25 protein-coding genes and 1 riboswitch are annotated in these 24,476 nt (G+C 59.7%); of the genes, 12 read left to right on the top strand and 13 right to left on the bottom strand.

Annotated features, from left to right (window positions below; translation table 11 throughout):
* Nucleotide 1 precedes the first annotated feature (1 nt).
* Nucleotides 2–2,317, bottom strand: coding sequence for a putative bifunctional diguanylate cyclase/phosphodiesterase (locus HU725_RS11325; protein ID WP_186477279.1), 2,316 nt, complete (start codon nt 2,315–2,317; stop codon nt 2–4).
* A 171-nt stretch (nt 2,318–2,488) separates the two neighbouring features.
* Nucleotides 2,489–2,602: riboswitch (TPP riboswitch) on the top strand.
* 79 nt (nt 2,603–2,681) lie between these two features.
* Between HU725_RS11325 and HU725_RS11320 the strand changes: the two genes are divergently transcribed.
* From HU725_RS11320 to HU725_RS11310, 3 genes are all read left to right on the top strand, one after another.
* Nucleotides 2,682–3,329, top strand: coding sequence for a TenA family protein (locus HU725_RS11320; RefSeq protein ID WP_186477278.1), 648 nt, complete (start codon nt 2,682–2,684; stop codon nt 3,327–3,329).
* The gene (gene tenA, locus HU725_RS11315; protein ID WP_186477383.1) at nt 3,326–3,991 is read left to right on the top strand and encodes a thiaminase II; all 666 of its coding nucleotides are present in this window, start codon (nt 3,326–3,328) and stop codon (nt 3,989–3,991) included. Before HU725_RS11320 ends, tenA begins: the two co-directional genes overlap by 4 nt.
* A 541-nt stretch (nt 3,992–4,532) precedes the next feature.
* Nucleotides 4,533–5,516 carry a DNA-binding protein gene (locus HU725_RS11310; RefSeq protein WP_186477277.1) on the top strand — a complete coding sequence of 328 codons (984 nt, stop codon included), beginning with the start codon at nt 4,533–4,535 and terminating at the stop codon, nt 5,514–5,516.
* Here HU725_RS11310 and HU725_RS11305 read toward each other — a convergent pair.
* Nucleotides 5,495–6,022, bottom strand: a complete 528-nt coding sequence (locus HU725_RS11305; protein WP_186477276.1) for a GNAT family N-acetyltransferase — start codon at nt 6,020–6,022, stop codon at nt 5,495–5,497. The genes HU725_RS11310 and HU725_RS11305 overlap by 22 nt on opposite strands.
* A gap of 110 nt (nt 6,023–6,132) precedes the next feature.
* Here HU725_RS11305 and dksA point away from each other — a divergent pair, with 110 nt between their 5' ends.
* Complete coding sequence (dksA, locus tag HU725_RS11300; RefSeq protein ID WP_186477275.1) at nt 6,133–6,540, top strand: RNA polymerase-binding protein DksA; 408 nt, start codon at nt 6,133–6,135, stop codon at nt 6,538–6,540.
* Here the strand turns inward: dksA and HU725_RS11295 are convergent.
* Nucleotides 6,537–7,250 (bottom strand): MgtC/SapB family protein, encoded by a 714-nt coding sequence (locus HU725_RS11295; RefSeq protein WP_186477274.1) that lies wholly within the window; start codon nt 7,248–7,250, stop codon nt 6,537–6,539. The two genes, dksA and HU725_RS11295, sit on opposite strands and share 4 nt — an antisense overlap.
* 385 nt (nt 7,251–7,635) lie before the next feature.
* On the opposite strand from HU725_RS11295, the gene HU725_RS11290 reads away from it, so the two are divergent.
* Nucleotides 7,636–8,109, top strand: a complete 474-nt coding sequence (locus HU725_RS11290; protein ID WP_186477273.1) for a sterol desaturase family protein — start codon at nt 7,636–7,638, stop codon at nt 8,107–8,109.
* On the opposite strand, the gene HU725_RS11285 is transcribed toward HU725_RS11290, so the two are convergent.
* Nucleotides 8,066–8,953, bottom strand: a complete 888-nt coding sequence (locus HU725_RS11285; protein ID WP_186477272.1) for a bile acid:sodium symporter family protein — start codon at nt 8,951–8,953, stop codon at nt 8,066–8,068. The two genes, HU725_RS11290 and HU725_RS11285, sit on opposite strands and share 44 nt — an antisense overlap.
* Before the next feature lie 193 nt (nt 8,954–9,146).
* Between HU725_RS11285 and HU725_RS11280 the strand changes: the two genes are divergently transcribed.
* The 6 genes from HU725_RS11280 to ku all read left to right on the top strand — a co-directional run bounded on the left by HU725_RS11280 (nt 9,147) and on the right by ku (nt 14,283).
* The gene (locus HU725_RS11280; protein ID WP_186477271.1) at nt 9,147–10,028 is read left to right on the top strand and encodes a Dyp-type peroxidase; all 882 of its coding nucleotides are present in this window, start codon (nt 9,147–9,149) and stop codon (nt 10,026–10,028) included.
* An 88-nt stretch (nt 10,029–10,116) separates the two neighbouring features.
* A complete protein-coding gene (locus HU725_RS11275) occupies nt 10,117–11,025 on the top strand; it encodes an aldo/keto reductase (RefSeq protein WP_186477270.1) in 909 nt (302 codons plus the stop codon).
* 4 nt (nt 11,026–11,029) lie between these two features.
* Nucleotides 11,030–12,313, top strand: coding sequence for an NTP/NDP exchange transporter (locus tag HU725_RS11270; RefSeq protein WP_186477269.1), 1,284 nt, complete (start codon nt 11,030–11,032; stop codon nt 12,311–12,313).
* A 160-nt stretch (nt 12,314–12,473) separates the two neighbouring features.
* Entirely contained in the window at nt 12,474–12,644 is a 171-nt protein-coding gene (locus HU725_RS11265) for a con-10 family general stress protein (protein ID WP_060477369.1), read from the top strand.
* A gap of 129 nt (nt 12,645–12,773) precedes the next feature.
* Nucleotides 12,774–13,376 (top strand): phosphorylase family protein, encoded by a 603-nt coding sequence (locus HU725_RS11260; protein WP_186477268.1) that lies wholly within the window; start codon nt 12,774–12,776, stop codon nt 13,374–13,376.
* A gap of 67 nt (nt 13,377–13,443) precedes the next feature.
* Nucleotides 13,444–14,283, top strand: coding sequence for a non-homologous end joining protein Ku (gene ku / locus HU725_RS11255; RefSeq protein WP_186477267.1), 840 nt, complete (start codon nt 13,444–13,446; stop codon nt 14,281–14,283).
* Nucleotides 14,284–14,300: 17 nt separating this feature from the next.
* Here the strand turns inward: ku and HU725_RS11250 are convergent, their stop codons facing one another.
* From HU725_RS11250 to ligD, 5 genes are read right to left on the bottom strand one after another with little or no spacing between them, the layout of a single operon-like run.
* The gene (locus tag HU725_RS11250; RefSeq protein WP_060477372.1) at nt 14,301–14,948 is read right to left on the bottom strand and encodes a glycosyltransferase family 2 protein; all 648 of its coding nucleotides are present in this window, start codon (nt 14,946–14,948) and stop codon (nt 14,301–14,303) included.
* Nucleotides 14,945–15,544 (bottom strand): class I SAM-dependent methyltransferase, encoded by a 600-nt coding sequence (locus HU725_RS11245; RefSeq protein ID WP_060477373.1) that lies wholly within the window; start codon nt 15,542–15,544, stop codon nt 14,945–14,947. Before HU725_RS11245 ends, HU725_RS11250 begins: the two co-directional genes overlap by 4 nt.
* A gap of 11 nt (nt 15,545–15,555) precedes the next feature.
* Nucleotides 15,556–16,311 carry a PIG-L deacetylase family protein gene (locus HU725_RS11240; protein WP_186477266.1) on the bottom strand — a complete coding sequence of 252 codons (756 nt, stop codon included), beginning with the start codon at nt 16,309–16,311 and terminating at the stop codon, nt 15,556–15,558.
* On the bottom strand, nt 16,308–17,351 hold the full coding sequence (locus HU725_RS11235; protein ID WP_186477265.1) for an acyl-CoA dehydrogenase family protein: 1,044 nt from the start codon (nt 17,349–17,351) through the stop codon (nt 16,308–16,310). The genes HU725_RS11240 and HU725_RS11235 overlap by 4 nt, the downstream gene beginning before the upstream one ends.
* Nucleotides 17,348–19,828 carry a DNA ligase D gene (ligD, locus tag HU725_RS11230; RefSeq protein ID WP_186477264.1) on the bottom strand — a complete coding sequence of 827 codons (2,481 nt, stop codon included), beginning with the start codon at nt 19,826–19,828 and terminating at the stop codon, nt 17,348–17,350. The genes HU725_RS11235 and ligD overlap by 4 nt, the downstream gene beginning before the upstream one ends.
* A 124-nt stretch (nt 19,829–19,952) precedes the next feature.
* Between ligD and HU725_RS11225 the strand changes: the two genes are divergently transcribed.
* Complete coding sequence (locus HU725_RS11225) at nt 19,953–20,420, top strand: phosphotransferase system, HPr-related protein (RefSeq protein WP_186477263.1); 468 nt, start codon at nt 19,953–19,955, stop codon at nt 20,418–20,420.
* 59 nt (nt 20,421–20,479) lie between these two features.
* On the opposite strand, the gene HU725_RS11220 is transcribed toward HU725_RS11225, so the two are convergent.
* Genes HU725_RS11220 through HU725_RS11205 form a run of 4 tightly spaced genes read right to left on the bottom strand, consistent with a single transcriptional unit; the run spans nt 20,480 to nt 24,322 of the window.
* The gene (locus HU725_RS11220; protein WP_186477262.1) at nt 20,480–21,424 is read right to left on the bottom strand and encodes a lysylphosphatidylglycerol synthase domain-containing protein; all 945 of its coding nucleotides are present in this window, start codon (nt 21,422–21,424) and stop codon (nt 20,480–20,482) included.
* Nucleotides 21,424–22,626 carry a cardiolipin synthase ClsB gene (gene clsB / locus HU725_RS11215; protein WP_186477261.1) on the bottom strand — a complete coding sequence of 401 codons (1,203 nt, stop codon included), beginning with the start codon at nt 22,624–22,626 and terminating at the stop codon, nt 21,424–21,426. The genes HU725_RS11220 and clsB overlap by 1 nt, the downstream gene beginning before the upstream one ends.
* Entirely contained in the window at nt 22,623–23,408 is a 786-nt protein-coding gene (locus HU725_RS11210; protein WP_186477260.1) for an endonuclease/exonuclease/phosphatase family protein, read from the bottom strand. Before HU725_RS11210 ends, clsB begins: the two co-directional genes overlap by 4 nt.
* Nucleotides 23,405–24,322 carry a DUF72 domain-containing protein gene (locus tag HU725_RS11205; protein ID WP_225915533.1) on the bottom strand — a complete coding sequence of 306 codons (918 nt, stop codon included), beginning with the start codon at nt 24,320–24,322 and terminating at the stop codon, nt 23,405–23,407. The genes HU725_RS11210 and HU725_RS11205 overlap by 4 nt, the downstream gene beginning before the upstream one ends.
* Nucleotides 24,323–24,476 lie beyond the last annotated feature (154 nt).

The following is a 24,476-nucleotide window of genomic DNA, read 5'->3' as shown; positions in this document are numbered from 1 at the left end:
CTCACGCCAGGCAAGGTTTTTCCTCGCAGCCGTTGAACGGTGGATATTCGCGCAACTGCGCTGCCGACAGGGGGCGGCTGAAGTGATAGCCCTGGGCGATATCGCAGCCAGCTAGCTTCAGGCACACCACTTGCTCACGGGTCTCGACGCCTTCGGCCACCACTTCCAGGCCCAGCCGTTTGGCCAGGATGATGGTCGATGACACGATTGGACTGTCGTCGTAACTGTTGGATAAGGGGGCGATCAGCGAGCGGTCGATCTTCAGTTTGCTCAGTGGCAGCGATTGCAGGTGCGCGAAGCCCGCATAGCCGCGGCCGAAGTCATCCAGGCTGATGCCCAGGCCGGCAGCGCGCAGGCGATGCAGGTGATCGATTGCGGTGCCTTGCGAGTCAAGAATGGTGGTTTCGGTAATTTCCAGCTCCAGGCGATGGGGCATGATGCCGTGATACTCCAGCTTGGCCAGCAAGCGGGTACTGAAGTCGGCCTGACGCAACTGCATGGCTGAGACATTGACGGCCAGCCGGGCCTCATGGCCCTTTGCCTGCCAGCGTTCGAGGTCTTCGCACGCCAAACGCAACACCTCCCAGCCAAGCTCAATGATGAAGCCGCTGCGCTCGGCAAGATCGATAAATCTGTCCGGATAAAGCAGCCCGAAATCGGGGTGGTCCCACCTTACCAAAGCTTCATAGCCGAGCACACGATGGTTATCCAGGCGGACTTGAGGCTGGTAGTGCAGCACGAACTGCCGCCCGCTCAAGGCGCTGCCGAAGGCCTGTTCGAGTGCAAAGGCCTGAATATCGGAGCGGTTCAGCGACGGGTCGAAAAACCGATACTGCGCACGGCCAGCCTGCTTGGCGCAGTACATGGCAGCGTCGGCAAAGCGTATCAAACTGTCGATGTCCTGGCCGTCGCGCGGGCAGATGCTGACCCCGACACTCGGGCTGGTATTGACCTCTTGGCCATCGAGGGCATAGGTGGCCGAAAGTTTTTTTACCAGTGTGTGCACCCAGACGGTGATCTGTTCCTCACTGCGTTCGCCGGCCAGCAGCACCACGAATTCGTCACCGCCAAAGCGTGACGCCTCATCCCCAGGCTCAAGCAGCCGGCGTATGCGCCCGGCCACCGCCTGCAGCAGCAGGTCGCCAATTTTGTGCCCCAGAGAGTCGTTGATCGATTTGAAGCGGTCCATGTCGATGAACAGGATAGCCATCAAACAGCGCTTGCCCCGCTGTCGGGTCAGCGCTTGCTCGGCCATTTCGACGAACTGGCGGCGGTTGTGTAGGCCGCTCAGGTGGTCGGTCGCAGCCGCGTGGCTGCTGCGCCGGTGCTCGGCCTCGAGCCGGCCGATCAACTGCTGGTTGACCTGCTGAGCGTGCTCGAGGTCGCAAAACGCCTCTTGACGCTTGCGCAGTAGGCGCAAGGCCCAGGCCAAACCGGTGAGAATCACCAGTGTCATGCCTAGGTTGAACCATAACTGGCGTGTGTAAGCTTTTGCCCAAGGGGCCAGCATTTGGTCATACCGCTGGCTGACCACTACGCTGAAAGCGTGCTCAGGCACGCTGCGATACAGGCTCTGATAGGGAACGCCGTCAACGAACTGTGTCATTTGCCGAGAGCGCTGGCCGGTATCCGCCATGCCCGGTGCGAAGCTGTCGCCTGCCACCGGCATTGCGTGGGTATCGATGCGCAGGCGTTCCTGGCCATTGCTCTGGAGCAGCCGTACCAAGCGGCTCTCGCCCAGATCGATAGGCTGCAACAATGCTCCTAGGTAACTCAGGTCGAGCTGCATAACAACAAGCGTGTTTGGCTCATCACCATTGAGGCCCGGCAGCGGCAGCATGAAGAACTGATGCCAGTCGAGCGGGGCTGGCAGGGGGGGCGGGAGCAGGAAGGGCGTGAATCCGAATTGCCTGGCGTGCAGGTTCAGTTGATCCAGCCACCTGGGCGGTAGGAGGGCTGGTTGGCCCTCGACGCTAGCGACTAGTAACTGGCCCTGGCGGTTATAGAGCCCTATGCCCTTGAAGAGCGGGTCGTCGGTGAACAGCCTGGGCAGGTTAGGGTTGCCGGCATTCAGGGATTTACCCTCGCTCAGGGTTATCTGGAGCATACGCTGGGTGCGGTCGACCAGTTGGCACAGGCTCTGTGCAACGACACTGGCAAGGTTCAGCTGCTGCGCTGCCTTGGCGGCCAGCACATCCCTGCGCGCAGCGGCCTTCTGAGTGAAGTACAGCCCCCACAGGAAGATCAGGGTTGCTGCGCAGAGCGTCAGGATCAACAAGCGTAGAACGCCTGTAGAAGAGTGAGAGCGACGGATCACTGCTGGTAGTCCTGACCCTGGGTGATCAGATGAAAATACGACAAGCAGATGACAGCCTGATGACTAGTGGCTAAATGCCTTACCTGTTTGCCTCGATGCGCGGCAAAGTAAAGGCCCAGGCCACGTGCACCAGGCCAATGATGACAAGCGGAGTCTGGCGCTGTATATCTGTCGCCTACCAAGGGGAGCCCTGCAACGGGCTGAGAAACCGCTGGCATAGCAGCGCGGTGACCCTTCGAACCTGATCCGGATCATGCCGGCGAAGGGATGGGACTGCCGACCTGCCTTTTAGCCGGCCTCACTGCGAGGCCACACCATGCCAAGCCACAAAGGTCTCGCTGTCATTCCCAAGGGGGAGAGCAGCATGGCTGAACGCTTCAGCGATACTTTGCAACGTCAGAACCAATCGACCTGGTCAGCGGCGATTGAACACCGATTCGTCACCGAGCTTTGCACGGCCAGCGTGCCGGATCAGGTCATGATCCGTTACCTGATCCAGGATCACCGCTTTCTCGACAGCTTCGTGACCCTGCTTGGCGCTGCCATCGCCAGCGCGGACACTTATGAAGCTCGTCTGCGCTTTGGCCGCTTCGCGGGCATGATCTGCAGCGATGAAAACACCTACTTCCTACGCGCCTTCCAGGCGTTGGGCGTCAGTGAGGCGCAACGTATGCAACCTGCCGATACCGCGCCCACCGCAGGTTTCAAGGCGATCATGCGCGAGGCTGCTGATACTCGCTCTTATGCAGCTGCTCTGGCGGTGCTCAATGTGGCGGAGGGCCTTTACCTGGACTGGGCGCTCAAGGCACCCAAGCCACTGCCTGACAACTTCGTCTACGCCGAGTGGATCACACTGCATGACAACCCAGCGTTCTGTGACTTCGTAGGGTTTCTCAAAGCCGAACTGGACCGGGTAGGGCCAAAAGAGGCGGCGGTGGCCAGCGATTTCTTCGCACGGACGGTGGCGTTGGAACTGTCTTTCTTCGATGCCGTTTACCACGAGCAGGCCTGAGCATGGATATTTTCGAACGTTTGAAGTCCGCTGGCAGCACGCAGTGGAATAGTTATGTCGATCACGATTTCGTCCGGCAGATGGGCGAGGGCACTTTGCCCGAAGAGGCCTTTCGGACTTATCTGATCCAGGATTATCTGTTTCTCATTCAATTCGCCCGTGCCTGGGCACTGGCGGCTTACAAAAGCCGCCTGCCCGCGGACATTCGTGCGGCCCAGTCCGGCCTTGCAGCAATACTTGACGAGACCGAACTGCACCTTAGGTTGTGCGCGCGGTGGGGCTTGTCGCAAGCCGACATCCAGGCAGCACCGGAGCATCAGGCGACTGTGGCATACACCCGCTACGTTCTGGATTGCGGCGCAGCAGGTGATTTGCTCGAACTGCATGTGGCGCTGGCACCCTGTGTAATCGGTTACGCCGAAATCGGCCGCACACTCGCGCAGCGTATTGGCGACTTGAGCCAGCACCCGTACCGAGAATGGATCAGCGAGTATGCCGGCGAGGCTTACCAAGGCGTGGCAGCGGCGGCGCGCAAGCACTTGGATGAGCTGGCAGCGCGAAGCATGACTGAACAGCGGTTCATCGAGCTGGCGCAGATTTTCGGTCAGGCATCGCGGCTAGAGGCAGACTTCTGGCAGATGGGGCTCGATGCACAACCTTGACCCGAGCAGCGGTCATCCCCGTCAGTGCGCATGTAGACGTAAAGCGCCCCGCACCATACCTACGCATATAAGGGCGCCAGCCCTTTCCTAGTGCCCAGCGCATTGTCCGACTCGACTGGCAGCAGCCACGCTGCTGCTAGTTGTTAGATTCCGGTCGCAGTTACCTGAATTGCCCTTCCAATCTCACTTGAGCTACTGACTGATGGTGCGCAGCTAGGAAAGTGCGCGGCTCAAGGTCCATCTCGGCGCGCTGCTTGACTCTGGACCTTCCCAAAGGCACCCCGAAGCCCTGCCCACTCGGCGCCAGGAGTCATCGCTGATTGGCAGCGATTTCATGAAGCGGCCGAGCATAACCAGCCCTCTCGACCCTTGTGCCGACTTAAGCGTGCATACAGCACCGTACTGCTTGGCTTGCCTGCACTTACATGTGATAAGCCGTGATTATTCCATCTGAGAAAGATCTTGAAATCCGTTCTTGAAAGAGCAAAAATCACATGTAAATACATGGTACGTACCATGCTACGAAATAGTAGGAGCAACCATGGCCCGGGGTGGTATCAACAAAGCAGTAGTGCAGCAGGCTCGGCAAGTCCTGATCGCCCGGGGCGAATACCCCAGCATCGATGCAGTACGTATCGAACTGGGTAATACCGGCTCAAAGACCACCATCCACCGCTACTTGAAGGAGTTGGAGGCCTCCAAACCTGCCGGCCTGCAGGGCCAGGCGGCGCTTAGTGATGCGCTCACCAAGCTGGTTTCGCAACTGGCTGCTCAGGTGGAGGAAGAGGGTAACGCCCGTATCGACCAGGCCGAGGCTGCGTTTCTTGAGCAGCGGGAGCAGCTGGAGAATCTGTTACAACAGACGCAGCAAGCGTTGGCAGCTGCTGTGCAGCAACAGCAGGTGCAAGCCTCCGCCCTGGCGGCAGAGTCCGAACGTCTGATAACCGTCCAGAACTCCCTGCAGGCCGAGCAATTGCGCAACGCCAGCCTCAACCAGTCGTTAGGTGAGCTGCAGGTGCGTCTGGCAGACAAGGATGAACAAATCCGCTCGTTGGAGGACAAGCACCGCCATGCGCGCGAGGCACTAGAGCACTACCGCAACGCCAGTCGTGAACAGCGTGAGCAAGACCAGCGCAGACAAGAGGCGCAGGTTCAACAACTGCAGGTGGAACTGCGTCAATTGCAGCAGGGCATGATCGTCAAACAGGACGAACTGACTCGTTTGCATCGCGACAACGAACGTATGCTCGGTGAGCATCGCCAGGCGGCCAGTGAATGCAAGGTCAAAGACGAGCTACTTGAACAACGCGATGCGCAGATCCAGGGGCTGCGAACGATCTTGGCCCAGGCTCAAGGCGCCAGCGATGAGATGCGCCGTCAATTACAGGCGCAGGCACAGAGCCTAGAAAACAGTCGTGCTATTTCCATCGAGCAGGCCAGGCAACTGCAACTGCTCAAGGATGAACTGCAAAAACGCGATGCAGTCGGCGACGCCAGCACCGCTCAACCGCCCTCTGCATCCTGAGTGCTTAGTAACAGGCCCATCGCGCAGCGCCTGGGCAAACCCTGAGCGCGCTCAGTTGCAAGAATAGCTTGCAACCTGGCCCCAAGGCGTTGCTCTTCGAGTACCTCGAAACCGTATTTTGCATAAAAAGGCCCATTCCAAGGCACATGGGCAAATGTGGTCAGGGTCACCATGGGCAGATCACTCAGGCGTGCTAGGGCACGCACCTTGTCCAGTAAGCACCTGCCGATTCCTTTGCCCTGCGACTGCAGCCTCACCGATAGCTCGTGGATATGCAGCGCCTGCTCCTCAATGGTCAAGCACACGAAACCCACGGCCTGGCCTTGATCATTTTCGGCCAGCCAACTGCCACTGGCCGCGATGAAGGCTGTGTGCGCATCCCTATCAAGCCCCTCGGCCCCTGCCAACCACGCCAGCTCCGGAAACTGCCGAAAAGCTTGGGCCGCAGAGTGTTCAATCTCGATCAATCGACTGATATCAGAAGGCAGGGTGGGGCGGATGTGCATGCTGATGATCCTTTGATGGGCTGGCGGGCCAAAGTGATGGTAGCGCGAAGCTTGCACTTAAATCGTTATAACGTAACACTTTGGCTTTTCGGTTAAGCGAGAGTGCCTAGATGACAGAAGATGAACTGCTCAGCCAAGCGCCTGCAGCCTACATGAACGAAGTCCAACAGCAATTTTTCCGTAGACTTCTGCTGGATCAACGCGCTGATCTGCAAGCTCGGATCGAGGAAGAATTTCAGGCCTTGCGCGAACAAGAGGTGCTTAGCGACCCGGCTGATATCGGCAGTGCAGAGGAGGAACGACAGTGGAGGCTGCGTTCCCTGGAGCGGGAGAAGAAGCTCCTCGACAAGATTGACCAGGCACTGGAGCGCCTGGCCCGTGGTGAGTACGGCTGGTGCGAGGAAACCGGGGAGCCAATCGGCCTGCGACGGCTACTCCTGCGCCCAACCGCAACCCTATGCATTGAGGCCAAGGAGCGTCAGGAGCAGAAAGAGCGGCACCTGCGCGATGAGCGCTAGTCAGCCGCCATTACTTGAGGCTGCAACTGCCAGCGCACCGAGCTCACGCCTTTTTCAAGGCTAACCCGGCTGACTAGCCGTTCCAGTTGCGCCGGGGCTTGCGGGTTGCCGAGCAGTTCTGCGCGCACTTCCAGGCGAGCAGGGTTAGTCAGATCCTCGCTGTGCAATGACTGCAGGCGCAATTGCGGGTCGCCGAGGCTATGCAGCATCAGGCTGCGTACCTGTATCTCATCCTCGGCGCGGCAAATGATGCGCACTTCATAATGCTGTTCCACTTCGCTAGCCGGTAGCACTTCCTGGCGGTCAAGCCGTTGGGCGATGTCGCGCAGCAGGATGTTGGCACACAGCACCATCAGGCTGCCCAACACTGCCTCCAGCAGCAGGCCCAGGCTACACAACACGCCGACAGCTGCGGTGCACCAGAGCGTAGCGGCGGTGTTCAGGCCACGCACATTGAAGCCATCGCGCATGATCACGCCACCACCTAAGAAACCGATACCCGACACAACATAGGCGGCCACTCGCGACGCGTCTGCCGGGGCCATGCCCGGCACCGCCTGGGTCATCAGCACGAACAGGCAGGCGCCCGTGCTGACCAGGGCATTGGTACGCAGCCCGGTCAGGCGTTGGCGCAGTTGGCGTTCGGCACCGATCAGAGCGCCCAGCAGCAGGGCGACGCCAACACGCAGAAGAAAGACTTTCCAATCCATAGCAAACCTCTTTCACGGGCGTACGCCCGCACGGTTAAAAAAACCAGAAATAAGCGCAGGACCACGAAAGAGAAGGGGAAGTAATGCCTAATAGGCTCAGAGGTTCCACTGTCTGACTTTTGGCGAGACAGTGGCAGGAAACTGCCGGACTAGCTCGCCTTGTGGGCCTGTCGCAAGCGACTGGGACTACTGTCCAAAGCAGGGCTCCTGTTCGGGGGGGCGAAATTGCGTTGCGGACCTTACGCCGCCAAGCTCCGAGGGTCAAGGGTTGAAACATGACAAGGGCTTCATCAGGAAATCCCCTACAACCTGCGCCACCGGCATGGCAAAAAACCGGGGCACTGGTTACCCTTGCGCCATTCTCCGCCATTGCCCGGATCGTTACATGCTGTTCAATCTCGCTGTGCTGCTCAGCACCTTGGTGGCCATGGAAGGTGTCGGTACGCTGGCCCACAAGTACGTCATGCATGGCTGGGGCTGGTGGCTGCACCGCTCGCACCATGAGCCGCAGTTGGGCATGCTGGAAACCAACGACCTGTACCTACTTGCGCTGGCGCTGATCGCCGCCGCGCTCATCGCCTTGGGCAAAGCTGGCCATGCTCCGCTGCAATGGGTGGGCGCAGGGGTGGCAGGGTATGGGGTACTGTACGTACTTGCCCACGACGGTCTCTTCCACCGGCATTGGCCGCGCGCGCCACGCCCGGTCAACCGTTACTTCAAACGTCTGCACCGCGCTCATCAACTGCACCATGCCGTGAAGGGGCGCACCGGCTGTGTGTCCTTCGGCTTCTTCTATGCGCCACCGCTGAAGGTGCTCAAGCGCCAGTTGCAGGCGCGCTGGCCACGCGGCCGCGGCTGACCCACCAGCCGAACCCTGCGGCGGTGAAGAACATGATCAGGCTGTACAGGGCCGCTGGAACTGCCATCGTCGCGTTATTGAGCAGCGATGGGCTGAGCGCGAGGGCGATGGCCAGCGTGCCGTTGTGGATGCCGATTTCCATGCCGATAGCGATGGCCTGGCGCTTGGGAATATTGAGCAAGCGAGGTACGCAGTAGCCAACAGCAAGGCTGATCAAGTTGAACAACAGGGCCGCCAAACCCACCACCGGGGCATATTCCACTACGGTCTGCCAGTCCTTGGCCAAGGCCAGAACGATGGTGAAGGCCAGAAACAGCGCTGCCACAAGCTTCATGGGCTTTTCCATCCGCGCAGCGAAGCGCGGTGCCCAGTGACGGATCAGCATGCCCAGCGCCACCGGCAGTAGCACGATAGCGAATACCTGCAGCACCTTGGCGAACTGCAGTGGGATGGCTTGGTCCGACGCCATGAAATAGCTCAACGACAGGTTGACCAGCAGCGGCATGCTCAGGATAGCGATCAACGAGTTCACCGCCGTCAGGGTGATATTCAGCGCCACATCGCCGTGGGCCAGGTGGCTGAACAGATTGGCGGTGGTGCCCCCTGGTGACGCTGCAAGCAACATCAGGCCGACCGCCAGCGCCGCTTCAAGGCCAAACCCATTCGCAATGAGGAAGCACACCAATGGCAGTAGGAGGATTTGGCAAAACAGGCCGATCATCACCGGCTTTGGGTATTTCAGCACGCGAGCGAAATCGGCCATGGTCAAAGACAATCCTAGGCCGAGCATGATGATGCCAAGCGCCAAAGGGAGAAATGCGGTCAGCAACGGGGATGCGGTCATGGGCGGGCACTCGGGTGAGGGATGCAAGCAGTCTAGGTGGGCTCTAGGCGTTGTATGATTGCACTGAGCCAGCACTTGTTTACCAGTTGTTACCGAACACTCGCTAAACTGCGGCACAGAGCGTCGCCATATCGCGTTGCGATAGGGCTCTTGGCGCAGTAGCATTCGCTTTTTTGCCGAGGATTCGCCTGTAATGCCTTTCCAACAAGGTCTGCTTGCTACGCCCGTGCCGGTGCACGCTCGTCACCTGTTCTTCGCCCTGCAGTCGCTCGAGGCGTTGCCCGCGGTACTGGATACCCTGTTGCCACACGTAGACGGCCGTAGCCTGATCCTTGGTATCGGCGCACCCTTGGTCAAAGCCCTAGGCCGCGACATCCCAGGCTTGCGTGCGTTCCCACAGCTTGACGCCGCCGTGGAAAACCCAAGTACTCAGCACGCGCTTTGGTTGTGGCTACGCAGCGATGAACGCGGTGATCTGGTTTTGCAAGCCCAGGCACTTGAACAGATGCTGGCACCCGCGTTGCGCCTGGCCGATAGCGTCGATGGTTTCCTGCATCGCGGTGGCCTTGACCTGACCGGTTACGAAGATGGCACTGAAAACCCCTCCGACGACGATGCTGTGCACGCCGCCATTCTGGCTGGCGGTCAGCCGGGTATGGACGGTTCGAGCTTTGCCGCCTTCCAGCTCTGGAAACATGACCTGTCGTATTTCAAGGCGCTGCCTCAAGCCGATCAGGACAATATCATCGGCCGCCGCCTGAGCGACAACGAAGAGCTTGATGACGCCCCAGCGTCTGCCCATGTCAAGCGTACGGCGCAGGAAAGCTATGCGCCAGAAGCTTTCATGGTCCGCCGCTCGGTATCTTGGGCCGATAATCGCGGTGCTGGCTTGGCATTCGTCGCCCTCGGCCGCAGCTTTGAGGCTTTCGAAGCCCAGTTGCGGCGTATGAGCGGCCTTGAAGATGGCGTCACTGATGCTTTATACCGTTTTAGCCGGCCATTGACCGGCGGCTACTACTGGTGCCCCCCCATGGGCGAGGGCGGCCTGGACTTGCGGGCGCTGTTGCAGGCTTAGTCATTTTACATCCGGATACAGAATCGCCGATCAGTTCAGGCCTCAACGGCTAGCCTTGAAAGTTTCCCTCCGGGGCGGGAGCTTTCCTATGCTTAAACGTCGCGATGTCCTACGCGCTGGCGCGACTCTATCCGTAGCAGCCGCCACGCCCTGGTTGTATGCAGGCAGCACGGGCGGCTTGCTGACCCGCATTATTCCAGCCACGGGCGAGGCTCTGCCAATCATCGGTGCCGGCACTTCCGGCAGCTTCGAGGTAGCAGCCAACTCCCCGGAGTACCAGCAACTCAAGCAGGTTCTCCAAGCCTTCTTCCAGGGGGGTGGCAAAGTCATCGATACCTCGCCCAATTATGGTGGTGCTGACAGCATTCTGGGCCAGTTGCTGGAAGAGGGCGGCTGGCATCAGCAATGTTTCATCGCCACAAAAATCGCTGCCGACAACCCCGCCGATGCCCAGGCGCAATGGTTGGGAACACTCAAGAGCCTGCGCACGGACAACGTCGATCTGTTGCAAGTCCACAATCTGCGCGACTGGCAGACGCAGTTGCCCTATGCCCGGGAGCTACAGCAGCAGGGCAAAACGCGTTACGTCGGCGTCACCCATTATTTGAATAGCGGCCACGAGTCCTTGGCGCGAATTGTGCGCAGCCAGAGGCTTGATTTCATTCAGATCAATTACTCGGTCACTGCCCCCCAAGCTGCGCACGAGCTCTTACCGTTATGTCAGGACAAAGGTGTCGCTGTACTGGTCAATCGTGCATTCGATGACGGTCGCCTATTTGCCAGGGTCAAAGGCCAGCCCCTACCGGCGTGGGCTGCCGAGGCCGGCATCGGCAGCTGGGCGCAGCTGTTTCTCAAGTTCGCCATAAGCCACCCGGCAGTCACTACGGTGATCCCCGCGACCAGCCGCCCGGATCGCCAGATCGACCAGCTTAAAGCCGGTTATGAACCACTGCTGAGCCAGGCGCAACGGCAAGCGCTGATCAAGCAGTTCGCCTGAGATCATGAGCAGTTGGCTCGGAGGGCTTAAGCGGGGGCTGAATATCCGTCCCGGCGAAGGCCCAGCGGTGGTAGCAGCCTGGCTGCTGTTCTATTTGCTGTTCACGGGCTATTTCATGCTGCGCCCGGTGCGCGAGACCATGGGCATAGCCGGCGGGGTCGAAAACCTTCAATGGCTCTTCACCGGCACTTTCCTCGCCACATTGGTTTGCCTGCCACTTTACGGCTGGCTGGCTAGCAAGGTGCAACGCCGTCACATCTTGCCTTGGACCTACGGCTTGTTCGCCTGCCAGTTATCGCTGTTCGCGTGGCTTTTTGCCTTTGATGAAGAGTCGATATGGGGGGCTCGGGCTTTTTACATTTGGTTGTCTGTGTTCAACCTACTCAGCATTTCCCTGGCCTGGAGCGTACTTGCCGACCTGTTTTCGACCAGCCAAGGCAAACGCCTGTTCGGCCTGCTGGCAGCCGGTGCAAGTATGGGCGGCCTGAGTGGGCCTGTTCTAGGTACGCTGCTGGTGGCGCCATTGGGACATGCAGGGCTGCTGTTGCTGGCGGCTTTACTATTGGTAGGCAGCGTAGCTGCCTGTTCCTACGTGCAGCACTGGCGAGATGGTTACCGGGAAGCCGTCATGGGCGGGGCCGCTTCATCCCGGCCCCTGGGCGGCAACCCTTTTGCAGGGGCTACGGCGGTTGCTCGTTCTCCCTTTTTGCTGGCGATCGGCGTGTTCGTCGTGTTACTTGCCAGCGTCAGTACTTTTCTCTACTTCGAACAGGCGCGCATCGTCAGTGAGACTTTTACCGACCGCACCCGCCAGACCCAGGTGTTCGGGCTTATCGATGCCGTAGTGCAGGCACTGGCTATCGTGACCCAGCTGTTTCTTACCGGGCGCCTGGCCAGACGCCTGGGGGTCGGGGTGTTACTGGTGGCCGTTCCGTTAGTGATCGCCGCCGGGTTCGTTTGGCTGGCCTTTGCCCCCGTGTTCGCGGTATTTGTGGTTGTGATGGTGGTGAGGCGCGCCGGTGAGTACGCCTTGGTCAGGCCGGGCCGCGAGATGCTGTTCACCGTGCTGCCGGCCGAGGATAAATACAAGGCCAAGAACTTCATCGACACGGTGGTCTATCGCGGCGGTGATGCGCTTGGCGGCTGGGTCAAGCGAGGGCTTGATGCGTTAGCTGACCATCCTCAGGTAACGCTTATGATCGCAGCGTTGATCGCATTGGGCTGGGGCGTCGTCGGGCACTGGCTGGGCCGCCAACATCAGCTCAAGGAAGCGTCGAAGTCGGCGTAGCCATGAAGCGGCTATTCGCGCACCAAATACACCCTGAACGGTTTATTAGGGCCACCGGTCTGACGGCTTGGCGATAAAGCGAATCTTGCGCGGGGGCTGGACTCGGAATTTATGTACGGCACAACGCCGTCCATTCTCAAGCCAAATGAGGTTCCACACCATGGCCAACAAAGACAACAGCCGCAGCGGCAGCCAGGGCGGCAACAAGAATCCAGGCAACTTTGCAAACGACAAGCAAAAGGCATCCGAAGCGGGCCGTAAAGGTGGCCAAGCCTCAGGAGGCGCAGCGCACCAGGATCACGAATCAGGCCGCAAGGGCGGGCGTTCGTAACTGATGGTATGCAGTGCCGGGCCGCCCTGGCACTGCAGACACAGGCTGTGGCAAATGGGAGGGTTGCAATCGGCAATCGATTGCACAGAATGCATGCATCAACCGCATGCCATTTGGAATCCCAGCTCCATGATGCTGACCCAGCAGTTTCCCACTATCTCTCCCTCCGACATTTTGTTCGTATTTGCCTTGGAAGCCGAAGCAGGGGATGTGTTTACCGGTATGAACACATTGTTTACCGGTATCGGCAAAGTCAATGCCGCGGTTGCTCTGACCAAGGCGATAGCGCAGCAACGCCCCAAACTGATCGTGAACCTCGGCTCGGCCGGTAGCCAGCGCCATGGCAAAGGTGAGGTTGTGTGTTGCACGCGTTTTGTGCAGCGCGACATGGACGTGACCCCGCTAGGTTTCGCCCGCTACCAGACGCCACTCTCCCATACCCCTGTGATTTTGGAGCATGGTCATGCAATTGATGGCCTGCCGCTGGAAACCTGCGGCAGCGGCGACAGCTTCGAGATCACCCACGGTGATGCCCCCTACGATGTCGTCGACATGGAAGCCTATGTGTTTGCGCTGATCGCGCGCAACGAAGGCATACCTTTCGTTTGCCTGAAGTACGTTTCAGATGACGCTGGCAGCGATGCTGCCGATGATTGGGCAGTGCAGGTGCACCTGGCCGCCGAGGCCTTCAAACGGGTGCTGTTCAGTCAGCCGACTGCGCGTCTGGAGTAAACCTTCGCCGCCAGCGGTAGTCATTTCAGGTATCAGTCCTACTAACGGAATCGGGAGGGTACCTGTAATGGCCAGGGCTATCTGGAAAGGCGCCATCAGTTTTGGCTTGGTGCATATACCGGTTTCGCTCAATACCGCTGTGCGTACCGAGCGCGTCGATTTTGACTGGCTCGATGAGCGCAGTATGGAGCCAGTAGGCTATAAGCGCATCAACAAGGTCACCGGCAAGGAAATTGACAAGGATAATATCGTCAAAGGCGTTGAATACGAGAAGGGCCGGTACGTGGTTATCAGCGAAGACGAGATTCGCAAGGCCCGCCCCGAAGCTACGCAGACCATCGATATTTTCTCGTTTGTCGATGCGGCAGAAATCCCGCTCCAGCATTTCGACACGCCCTATTACCTGAGCCCCGACAAGCGAGGTGGCAAGGTCTATGCGTTGCTGCGTGAAACATTGGCCAGTACCGGTAAGGTGGCGCTGGCAACGGTAGTGCTGCATACCCGCCAGCACTTAGCTTTGCTACGCCCGCTGGACGATGCCGTCGTGATGATCACTTTGCGCTGGCCCGAGGAAGTGCGTGGGTTGGATAGCCTCGAGCTGGACAAGACGGTTACCGAAAGCAAGCCAGACAAGCGTGAGTTGGCCATGGCCAAGCGGCTGGTTGAGGACATGAGCGGGCCCTGGGCGCCCGACGAGTATCACGATGCGTTTCGTCAGACGATCATGGACCTTGTTGAAGAAAAGGCCAGTAAAGGCAAGATCGCCGTGGTGGAAAAAGGCGAGGGCGACGCAGCCGAGAAAGGCGCCGATATCATCGACCTCACCGAGTTGTTGAAGCGCAGCTTAGGTGGCAAGAAACCTGCGGCCACGAAGAAAACCACCAAACGCTCGCGAAAAGCGTCGTGACTCGAGCGCTTGGTGGATCAAAGGCTTGCCAGGTAGTCGCCAAACCCCTCACGGGCCCGGCTGTTGGTTCGGCTACTTGTGGCAACGCTGTGCTTGGCCGTCCACACTATCTGCGCGCCATCGGCCTCCAGGTCCCTCACAAGCTGCACATCTTCATGGGCGGCAAGTGGTTGAAACCCGCCGACACGTTCATAGGCTCGGGCACTCACGCCCAGATTGGCACCATGGATGTGGCGATGGCCTTCCCGCGCTTCATAGCGGCTCAAATAGAGCTTACGTAGCGCCGCCCGCTGCCAAGGCTGCCAGCGGGCAACGTGCACCGTTCCACACACCGCATCTGCCGTGCAGGCCAGCTGTGACAACAACCAATGCGACGGCACCTGGCTGTCGGCGTCGGTGCAGGCCAACCAGGTCGCATGGCGGTCCAACATCCACTCGGCGCCTAAGCGGCGAGCCATTCCAACGCTACCGGCCTCGACTGCAAGCACGTCGACATCATACCTGGCGGCCACCTTGGCACTGCCGTCCACGCAGCGATCGAGAACGACCAATACCTGTACCCCATGACCTGCTTCTCGCGCTGCCAAGACGGCCGTAGCCATCGCGCTCAGGCAGCGCCCTAGGCGCCGGGCTTCATTGTGCGCGGGGATCACTACGCCGATCATATGCACGTCTCGTCCAAGTCCACCACGCTGGGTTGGCAGGACCAGTATTCGAGCATGAAGTCGGCCTCGTCATGACGAAGGAGCGGAAATAGCGGCAGGTGTTTGGCCAGCATTTGATGCACCTCACGGCCATCTTGCGGGCAGCCGGCAATGGGGTGCTTCCAGTGACAGGCAAGCAGGGCACCGTCGTAGGTAAGGCTCGCAAGGCATTGCTCAATGACCTGCAGCCAATCGGTGGGGTCCAGGTAGTATCCCACCTCACTCAGCACGATCAGATCGAATTGGCCTGCGGGCCAGTCACCAGGCAAGCGAGCCAATTCGACTGAAGCGTTCGGCACATCGGTCAGGCGCTCGCGGGCAAGGTTCACGGCAGTGGGATCCAAGTCCTGGCACAGAAGTTCAGCACTTCGCTCTGCCAGTAAGGCACTGAGCTCTCCATTGGCACAGGCAGGCTCGAACACCCGCTGATAGCACTGACGCGGCAGACTGGCCATCAGCACATCGCGTTTGCGTTTTTCGTACCAGCGTGTGCGAAAAGCCCATGGATCTTCATTGGTAGCATACAGTTCAGCGAAGTACTGGGGATCGAGGCTCATGGCAACTCCGTTTACAGGAACATCAGTTCAAAGGGTTGCAGCAGGCAGTCCAGCAGGCTGGCTGGCAGTACGGGCGGGCGGGGATCGTCCGGTGTCAACTGGCTGACGTGTGCAGCTAGGGCCTTACGCTTGCGTGCGAGGGCGCTTTCGTCCAACTCGATGCGGTGCGCGCGTGGCCACGGCAGCCGTGGATCATCCGGCTGGGCCCAGTGCCAGGCCCATACGGGCACTTCGACCAGTTGCGCCTTGCGCGCCTGCGCTGCCTGGGCTGCGGCCCGGCCAACGGCCTCGTGATCGCAGTGGCCGTCGCCCCGCCAAGTGGCCATCACTACATCGTCCGGGCGCAGCGCCTGAGTCAGGTGGTTGACCAGGAAAGCTTCCTCGCGCGGCAAATTCCCGTCCTTCAGATTAAGCCTGCGCCACTCCAGATGGTTGACGTTCAAGTCAAGCTGCATCAGTGCCTGGCGGCTCTCCAGCGGTCGCTGGCGCCGCAGCCGATGTTCGGTCCAGTGCTCGGAGCCCGCGTGGCTGCCTTCACCATCGGTGGCCGAAATCAACAGAAGGTCCTCTTCACGCCCGCGAAAGTGGGTCAGCAATCCGCCCGCCATGAGAATTTCATCGTCGGGGTGCGGTGCGACCAGCACCAGGCGGCGCCCGGGGGGGCACAGCTGCGCAGGACTGATCCATGTGGCCCTTGCCAGATGGGCGGCATGTTGCCAGTCAGCCCAAGGCGTGCCACTGCTAGCTTGAATCAAGTTTTGGCTCATAGCTTCCAGGCTCCTGCAGGCATCTGTGTCAATTGTTCACCCAGCGCCGCCAGATCGCGCTCGGCATGGCTTTGGCGCATGTACACTGGCAAGTCTGCGCTGAGCCTGGCGAAATGGCTGTTACGGCAAAACGGTGTGGCACCCAGCGCGCGGCCCACGTGGCGGATCACCTGTTCGACGGCCTGCTCGACTTGAGCGCGAGTGCGGCAAACTTCCAAGCCTGCGTCAGCGTCAGGTTGCAGGTCGATCCACTGAGCACATTCACGCAACGCAGCGCGGGCGCCGTACAAGGCAGCGTCCACCGCGCCGAGGTGGGCATGGGCATGTGCGTCGGCATGGGGTTTGCGGCAATGCGCCCGCAGGTAATCGGCCAAGGCCTCGGCCGCGCCGTACCAACAAGCTGCGATGCCTGCGCCCCCGTGCCAGAAGCCGGGGCGCGACAAATACTGGCCGGGGCGGCCAACGGCGATGGCGGGCGTATTGCTGAACTGAAGTTCGATACTCGCCGTGGTGGCCATCCCCACTGCTTGCCAATGGTCGATCACCACACTCTGGTCAGATTGCCCCACCTCGATCGCTACCAACTGCGGCTGCTTATCGTCGCCCCAGGCAGTCAATAACGCTTTGTCTATCTGCAGGGCCCCCGAACACCATGCCTTGCGACCGCCCAGCTGCACCTGATCACCGTCACGCGCGACAATCCGTGCCCGAGCGTCCGGCGGTTCAGCAGCCCAGACGCCCCATATATCGTCGCCAACCAGGTGCGCCGCACCACATTCGGCCAGAATGGCCAGCGCATCGGTGTGCCCCTCATAGAGTTTGGCCAGTGCCAGGTCGCAACCGGCAACCCGCGCCAAGGTCTGCCAGCGGCGCAAGGTGTTGCCTTGCCCCGGCAGTGGCAGTAGGTCGAGCTGATCGGCTTTGAGTGCGTGCATCAACTCTGGTAGCTGCGTGTCCAGGTTGAGAGGTTGGGGTCGCTCGCCGAAGGTGCGTAACAATCGGTCGAGGTTGGTGAGGTCGAAATCCTGAATGATGCTCATGCCATTCCCATTTGCTTGCGCATACGTGCAGTGATCGATTGACGAACGTTGCTCATCCCGGCCCAAGGGTCGTCCAGATCGACCATGCGTTCGTGCAGGTTACCGATATGCCATTGATCGGCGCCTTTGAGCCCTGCCAACTCTTCGCGCCAGATCGGCACAGACACCGGCAGCCCCTCGCGGGCTCGCAGCGAGTAGGCGCATACCGTGGTGGCGCCTTTGCCGTTGCGTAGGTAATCGATGAATATTTTACCGATACGGTTTTTAGGGCCGGAAACCGCACTCAAGCGGTCGGGGAACAGCTTGGCCAGGTAATTGACAATCGCCTGGCTGAAATCCTTGACCTCATCCCAATTCGCACGCCGGGTAATAGGTACGACCAAGTGGATGCCTTTGCCGCCACTGGTTTTGATGAACACCTGCAAACCCAGCTCGTCGAGCAGGGTAAGGACCAGTTGAGTTGCCTCTAACATGGCTTTCCAGGGCAGCGCAGGGTCTGGGTCGAGGTCTAGGACGAAGCGATCGGGCTTGTCGAAGTCTTTGTCGGTCGCATTCCAGGTATGCAGTTCGAGCATGTTCATCTGCACCGCCCCCATCAAGGTATCGGCGCGGTTGATGACCATTGCCGCTTGGCCTGCGTCGGCTTTGCTGTAATTGACCAGGTGCGGGATATGCAACTGCCCCGCATTCTTTTGAAAGAACAACTCACCTGTCAGGCCCTCCGGTGCCCGGACCAATGCAACCGGCCGACTTTTGAGGTGTGGCAACAACCACTGGCTGACTTGCGCGTAATACTGCGCAATTTGCCGCTTCGTGGCACCCACGGTGGCATCGATCAGCCGGTCAGGGTGGGTCAGGCGCAGGTCGGCGAGCTGATCTGGCTGCTTGCCCTGCTTGGGTTTTGAGCCTGGCTTGGCGGGCATTGCGCGCTCCACGTTGATTGCGGTGGCTGGTTTGTCCTCGCGTAGCCCATGGAACACTGCGTGGCGTACCAAGCCCTCACGGGTCATCTGGGCGTAGGCGACTTCTGCCAGCAGATGCGGCTTGAGCCAATGCACCCCGCGGGCTTCTGCGCCCGTTGGCCCTTTATGGACAGTGGGCTTGGCGACCTGTAGGGGTTTGAGCCGCTCATGAATGTTTTCAAGCGTTGCCCCGGTGAAGCCGGTGCCTACTTTACCCGCGTACTGCAGCTGGCCGCTTTGCTTGTCGTGCAAAGCCAGCAACAGCGCGCCGAAGCCCGCTCTGCTGCCTTTGGGATCAGTAAAGCCAACGATCACGAACTCCTGCCGTTGCTGGCACTTGAGCTTTACCCAGTCGGGGCTGCGCCGACTCATGTAGTGGCTGCCGACTCGTTTACCGATCAGGCCCTCAAGGCCCAAGCGGCAAGCGCTGTCGAGCAGGGCATCGACAGGCTGGTCGAAGCTCTCGGAAAACTTGAGCTTGTCCGACTCATTGTGCTCAAGCAATTGCCGTAACGCATGGCGACGATCTTCAAGTGGACGCTGACGCAAGTCCTGGCCACCCAAGAACGGCAGGTCGAAGATGTAATACCCGATCTGCTCGTCATCCTCGGTGTCGAAGGCGTTCTGCAAAGCCTGGAAGTCGGTCTTCCCGTCTTCGTCGCTGATCACCATTTCGCCATCGAGCCACGCCGAGTCGATGCCCAGCGCCCGCAACGCCGCGACTTGGGCGGGCATTTTGGCGCTCCAGTCATGACCGTTGCGGGTGAATAACCGGACATCGTCACCTTCGATGCGCGCAAGTATCCGATAGCCATCGAATTTGACCTCATAACGCCAGTCGCCAGCCGGTGGCGAGTCGACCAAGGTAGCCAGCTGGGGCTTGAGCTGTTGTGCAAGCTCGGCGTTAGCGGCTTTGCGCCGCACGGGTGTGCGCTTGGCATTTGCCGTGCGCCGCGGCAGCAGCCCACGGTCGCTTAGCACGCTGTCCGGCTGAGCCTCGACGATACTGTACTCAGCTTCACTGCGTGCCTCACCGTCCTGGGACTTGACCAGCATCCACTGCTCCTTCTTGCCGGCAAATTGCGTACGGAATAGGTTCCAGACACCGCTCAGCTTTTCACCCTGCAAGCGAAAACGCAGCTTGCCTTTGGCATAGCCCTGGCGCGGATCGCATTCGGGTTCCCAGACACCCCGGTCCCAGACGATGACGTCACCGGCGCCGTAGTGGCCCTGCGGTATGTGCCCTTCGAAGTTGGCATAGTCCAACGGGTGGTCTTCTACATGCACCGCCAGGCGCCGCACTTTTGGGTCCAGCGAAGGGCCTTTGGGGATCGCCCAACTTTTCAGCGTCCCATCGAGTTCCAAACGGAAGTCGTAATGCAGGTGACTGGCGTCGTGTTTCTGAATGCAGAACTGCAAGGCATGCGCGCGGTTGCCGCGCCTGCGCTGACCACTAGGTTCAGGCGTCGCGTCGAAATCGCGCTTGCGCGCGTATTCTGCAAGAGGCTTTGCCATGGTCGGCTCCGTGAAGGCATCTGTAGGTTGGGAGGGAGCCGGGCGCAGGGTAGTTCAAAAAAACTCTGAATCATCGCAGGGCTGCAGCAGTCGACAATCTGTATGTCACTGATGGAGAACCGCAATGAGCCGATCTGATGATCTGAAACCCTACACACCCACTGAAATCGATGACACCGAAGACCGTATGGGCAGTGTGCGCGAACTGGATTTCAGTGATCGCCACGACCATCGTGAGGGGCGAGTCGGCGACGAACGACCCGCTTCGGAAATCGAACACGAGTTCCCGGACCAACGGGTTGCCGAAAGCGGCATGACTGGCGGTGAGGCACTAAGCGATAGCCTGCACGAAGACAACGTCACCTATGATGATCTGAGCCCTGATACCTTGCTGGATGAAACCGGCGCTCGCGACCCCTTTGAGCCAGGCGATGGCAATGGCCCGGCTGACATGGACCTGCGCGAGGTAGACGCGCAGGAAATAGGCGGTGGGTTTGGGCTCGACGAGGCCGAGTTGGCGCGTTCAGCCCCCCTGGATGGCAAGCCTTGGACCGATGATGTGGTCGAAGACGAAGAGGGCGATGCACGTTGAGTGAATGCGTGAAGAGACGGCACCTGACCGTCTCTTCACGAACCCATGCCGGCACGGCCTCAGGCCGGATGTTCACGCTGGCGCATGGCTTTGGCGCGTTTCTCAAGCAATAAATAGGTCATCAAGGCAACGACCAGAGGAATCAGGTAATACAGTGTCCGGTAGCCCAGCAGCGCTGCGATTAACGAGCCCTGGCCTTGACCATGCAGCAAAGCAAGGAATACCGTCTCGAGCACACCCAAACCTGCAGGAATGTGAGCGACCACCCCCGCCACGCAACTGATCAGCAATATACCGAGGATCGAGGGGAAGAAGTGCTCCCCTGGCAGTAGCCAATAAATCAGTAACGCCATCACCGCCCAGTTGCTAGCGCCCAGCGCTACTTGGCACAGCGCCAAGCGCAGCGAGGGCAGGGTGACTTCATGTTCCCTCCAGCGCCATGTGCGCTTCTTCGCAAGGCCACACGCCAGCAGATAACCGATGGCGATGGCCAGCAAAAGCACGCCTATCAGCCTCAGCCCCCCGGTACCCACTGCCCAGTTGCCGGGAAGCTCGACAAGGCCAAGCGCGAATATGCCACCGGCTAGCAGCATGTAACCCATCCAGTTGGTCAACAGGCCTAATGTGAGGATGCGCGTGATGGTGGGTGTATCCAGCCCTAGGCGGCTGTACAGCCGGTAGCGCAAGGCAACGCCTCCCACCCAGGTGGTGAAATTGAGGTTGAAGGCGTAGCAGACGAACGCCACTGGCAGCACCTGCCGCGCCGGAAGGTCATGGCCGGTATACGCCTTTGCCAGCAGATCGTAACTGGCGAAAATCAGGTAGCTGCATACCGCCATTGCAAGCCCGATGGCCAGCGTGCTCGGCTTGTACGCAAGCAGGGATTGGCGCACCTCGTTCCAGTCCAGGTTTCGCGCGAGCATGTACAGCAGCACCGGTATCAGGATCATGAACGCTAGGGTGAATAATCGCTTGCCCCAGACCTGCCAGGATTTTTTCGCCATCACGTATTACCCTCATGAAGTTCGCCTTGGGCCTGAATTTCCGGTTGCAGCGACTTCAAGCGCTGACGATGCGCGGGGAACCAGCCGGCGATGCGCGGAAAGTGCCGGACGATGTGAAAACAAGCGAAGATCAAAGGCGCTCGCCACCAGTAGCCGCGTACCATACGTTCAAGGGTAACGGGCTTGCAGTGTTCCTGAGCCAGGCTGTGCAAATGCTCGTACAACGCCTGGTTGAAAGCCGGATCGCGGATGAACAAGTTGGCTTCCAGGTTGAAGGACAGGCTCAGGGGGTCGAGATTGCTCGAGCCGACGGTAGCCCACTGGTCGTCGACCAGTGCCACCTTGCCGTGCAATGGACGCTGGCAGTACTCACGAATGCTTACGCCACCTTGTAGCAGGTAGTTGTACAGCAGCCTGGACAGGGCCCGGACCCAGCGCATGTCGGGCTGGCCTTGTAGAATCAAGGTTACCTCAACGCCACGCCGCGCGGCATTGCGCAGCTCGCGCAACAGCCGGTAGCCTGGGAAGAAGTAAGCATTTGCCACGACCACGCGCTTCTGGGCCGAGCGTATGGCCTGCAGGTAGTGGGTTTCAATATCGGTGCTGCGCATACGGTTATCGCGCTCTATCAGCACCGCCGTGCTTTGGCCGGTTGGTTGCGTCACTGGGCGCACGTCGCTTGGCGGCTCCAGCACCGGAGCCATCAGCCTGCGGCTGGCAGCATGAACCTGAGCCACCACGGGCCCTGTGACCTCCACGGCGTAGTCCTGCTTGGCCATGGGGCCAAAATCCCCCAGATGGTCGGCGCTGTAATTGATGCCACCGATAAAGGCCAGCTCGCCATCGATCACCACGATCTTGCGGTGCAGGCGATGAAAGAGGTTGGTGCGCATGCCCGCCAGCTTGGGTTGCGGGTCGAAGGCGTGGAAGCTCACGCCCGCCTCGGTCAACGCGGCAATGTAGGTGTCCGGGAGGTCCCCAGTACCGTAGCCATCTACCACGACTTCCACCCTGACTCCACGGCTAGCAGCGTCGATGAGCGCTTTCTGCAATTGCTGGCCAACCTTGTCATCAAAGATGATGAAAGTTTCCAGCAAGATCTCTTCCCGGGCCTGGGCCATTGCCTCGAACACGCGCGGGTAATATTGCTCACCATTGATCAACAGTTGGACATGGTTACCGTCCACCCAAGGTCTGTTCACAGGTCGATCTCCGCAGCAAGAGGGGCATGGTCGGACAAATGCGACCAGGGATACATGGACAACACCTGAGCACTGGCCGGCATGGCGTTGCGCAGGTAAATGCGATCCAGGCGCAGCAGCGGCAGGCGCGCAGGAAAGCTGCGAGCCGGGCTGCCAAAATGTTCGCCAAAAGCTTCGACCAGATGCTGCGAGAGCACGGCATCAGCTTTAAGCCGCCAGTCATTGAAATCACCAGCGATAATCACCGGCGCTTGTGCCGGCAAGCTGTCCAGCCGCTGCAGCAGCAGCTTGATCTGGCTTTGCCGATGAGCCTCACGCAGGCCCAGGTGTACGCAGATGGCATGTACCTGCTCGTGGCCTGGCACCTGCAAGCAGCAGTGCAACAGCCCGCGCTGCTCGTTCCCTTGAATCGAAACGTCAAGGTTTTCGTAGTAGGTGATCGGGAATTTCGACAGCAGCGCATTGCCGTGATCCCCGTAGGGATAAACAGCGTTACGGCCATAGGCGAATTGCGGCCACATGCTGTCAGCGAGAAACTCGTACTGTGGGGCCTGCGGCCAGTCTGGATGGCGCTCGGCGTGTTGCTGGTGACTACCGTGAACCTCTTGGAGAAACACCAGGTCAGCGTTGGTGGCGCGCACGGCCTCGCGCAACTCGGGCAGGATGAATCGGCGGTTGAATTGGGTGAAGCCCTTGTGGACATTGATCGTCAGCACATTCAAACGGTGCACGGCGGTATCGCCGTCCAGAGCCGGGCTGGGTGATAACTGATTGTTGTTCAAAGCTGCACCTCAGGCGTCACACCCGGTTCGGTGATCAGGTCGTAATCGAGCTTGAGCTTTTCCAGCAAGCGACGGGCGTCAAAGGGCGCATGCACTTTCTGGTCATTGTCGAAATAGCAGTAAATATCCCGCGAGGCCCGCTTGGGCGGAGCCCCCGCCACGATCAAATGCGCGTCGTCCGCTTGGCTGCCTCGCGCCCATGCCTGGATGCGTTGCTTCCAGCGTCGAAGTGCCCGTGCGGTATACCCGCTGCTGTAGAGTTCGATGTCCCCGTGCAAGCGCATGTAGATGAAGTCAGCCGTTACATCCTCGACATAAGGCCATTTACCTGCGCTGTCAGCCACAACCAGGGCCACACGGTGTTTGCGCAACAGCTTGATGAAACCTTCGCACAGAAAACTCTCGTGGCGGATTTCCACAGCATGGCGTAGCCGTGCGTTACCTTTGATTGCAGTTGCTGCAGGGTCCCTGTGGCGTTCTTCGCAGCCTAGGGCACACTCGCGGGCGGCTTTTCGGTCCTTGGGCAGCAACTGCAGAAAGTGGCTGAACCGTTGCTCGTCGAACTTCATGTTCGGCGGAAACTGCCAAAGAAACGGACCCAGCTTGTCACCCAGCAGTAGCGGGCCAGACGCGAAAAAATTGGCCAGCGCCGTCTCTACCTGTTTTAGCCTGAGTACATGCGTGATGTAGCGAGGGCCCTTCACTGAAAACACAAAGCCGTCGGGCGCTTGATCACGCCAATTCGTGTAGCGCTGCGCAGTCTGCAGGCTGTAGAACGAGCCGTTGATCTCGATGCTGTTGACCGCCCTTGAAGCAAATGCCAGTTCGCTATCCTGGCGCAGGCCCTTTGGGTAGAAGTCCTTGCGCCAGGGGCCATAGCGCCATCCGGAAATACCGATGCGGATATCGCTCACGCTCATGTCCTCATAGCCTGATTCGTCGAGTACCGTTCAAATGGTGCGACCGACTCAGAGGGGCGAGGGTTCAGCGAAGGTGATCGAAAGACATGGGCATTGTGCAGAATTGAACTTTGGCGGTTTGGGCGATTCCACCGCACAGTGCAGTTGC

It is taken from the genome of Pseudomonas promysalinigenes, from assembly GCF_014269025.2.
Taxonomy (GTDB): Bacteria; Pseudomonadota; Gammaproteobacteria; order Pseudomonadales; family Pseudomonadaceae; genus Aquipseudomonas; species Aquipseudomonas promysalinigenes.
The sequence above is the reverse complement of the archived record's forward strand: the minus strand, read 5'-3'. Positions and strand labels throughout refer to the sequence as shown.